This window comes from Massilia atriviolacea (assembly GCF_003953935.1).
GTDB classification, from domain to species: Bacteria; Pseudomonadota; Gammaproteobacteria; order Burkholderiales; family Burkholderiaceae_D; genus Telluria_A; species Telluria_A atriviolacea.
Genome location: NZ_RXLQ01000053.1, coordinates 1 through 1,543, shown reverse-complemented (window position 1 = coordinate 1,543; position 1,543 = coordinate 1). Strand labels below are relative to the sequence as shown.

Sequence of the window (1,543 nt, the reverse complement as noted above, 5' to 3'; positions counted from 1 at the left end):
CACATTTACGTTCAATTTGCGGATGCCCGGGCAGTACTATGACAGAAACACGAACCTGTTCTACAACTACCATCGGGATTATGATCCGCAGACCGGGCGGTATATGCAGTCTGATCCTATCGGGCTCGTGGGCGGTATCAATACCTATGGATATGTTGGCGGCAATCCCCTCAGCGGGACTGATCCTGAGGGACTGTATGATTCCAGGGGTATTGATGCCACCATAGGTAGGCTGCTTAAACCGGCCGTTGTCGTCCGGGGAATTAGTATGGCGGGGACTATCGGGGTAGGCGTCGCCTTGATGTGCGTGACAGCTAACAGCGGGGGGCAATGTGCCGACGACCCACGTCATGAACGTAGGGAGTGTGATACCGGCGACTGCAAAGAAGAGTGGAGAGAGGCCGAAAGAGTCTGTCGGGATCTTATTTACGAACAAATGCAACAGCGGGCGGGCCGAAAGAAAAAAAGAAGCGTTACAGGTGTTACCGGCGCGTACACGGATGTCGCCGAATGCTCGCGTGGTTTGGTTAGCGAACGCTGCGGTGGGAATAAGGTAGAGAAATGAACTTCAGCTTAGAGAAAAGACCTGCCTCGGAGTCGGAGGTGAGAGCTATACAGAAAATGGCATACGATCTTGCTGTTAAGTATCAGTACGACGAGGCATTCTTAATTTGCAACTGGTTGATCGATGATCCGTCAACTGAGGTCGCTGGTTATCGCGAGCGTTCAGCAGTAAAGGACCATATGCAAGACCTAGATGGCGCAATAGAGGACTTGCGGGTAGTCACGTTAGCGTTTGATCAGGAACCAGGCGATTTCTATACTTTGGGAAAGTTGTTGTTGCAGCGGGGCTCTACTGGAGACTCAATTCTTGCCTTTGATCGGGCAATAGCCCTTTGTGAAGAAAGTGGCGCTTCCTACTATCTGAACTCATCACTTTTGTTTCGGGCGGAGGCCTATTTCAAAAAAACGCTTTACGCGGCCGCATTAGCGGATTTGCTGAGACTCCCGCCTGCCTACCAGACATATGTTCCAGATGTCGGCATGCGTAGTAAAGAACAGATTACGGCAGAGGCTAGTGTGGCACTGCAAAAACAGGAAAAGAGCAGATTTCGTATGAAATAGGGCATGGGCACGACATCGCAGGCGCATTCGCACGTATGCTTGACAGTGGGCGCGGTCAGATTTGTCCTAACCCGCTGCATGAAAGAGCGTGGGTTCCGGTACGGCTTTTAATTTTTTGCGGCTAAGGAAAGAGGGAGTCGCCTATAGCGGCGACCCGTTCGACGTGACGCCGCCAAATGAGAATCCGAGCGGTGCTGGCACGTTTGTCTTTAACATGCGGAGGCCTGGGCAGTATTACGACAAAAGCACAAATTTGTTCTACAACTACCATCGGGATTATGATCCGCAGACTGGGCGGTATATCCAGAGCGATCCGATTGGGCTGAATGGAGGCATTAACACCTACGGCTATGTCGAGGGAAATCCGCTCAGTTACGCAGATCCTGCTGTGGTCTAATTTGCCCGGACACCTCAATAG

3 protein-coding genes are annotated in these 1,543 nt (G+C 51.6%); all 3 read left to right on the top strand.

Going from position 1 to position 1,543, the window contains the following annotated elements:
* Positions 1-565 (top strand): RHS repeat-associated core domain-containing protein (locus EJB06_RS31465; protein ID WP_164558105.1); only part of this gene is annotated, 565 nt, incomplete at its 5' end.
* The gene (locus EJB06_RS31460; RefSeq protein WP_126077959.1) at positions 562-1,125 is read left to right on the top strand and encodes a hypothetical protein; all 564 of its coding nucleotides are present in this window, start codon (positions 562-564) and stop codon (positions 1,123-1,125) included. The genes EJB06_RS31465 and EJB06_RS31460, both read left to right, overlap by 4 nt.
* A gap of 214 nt (positions 1,126-1,339) precedes the next feature.
* Positions 1,340-1,522, top strand: a complete 183-nt coding sequence (locus tag EJB06_RS31455; RefSeq protein ID WP_126077960.1) for an RHS repeat-associated core domain-containing protein — start codon at positions 1,340-1,342, stop codon at positions 1,520-1,522.
* The last annotated feature ends 21 nt before the right edge of the window (positions 1,523-1,543 follow it).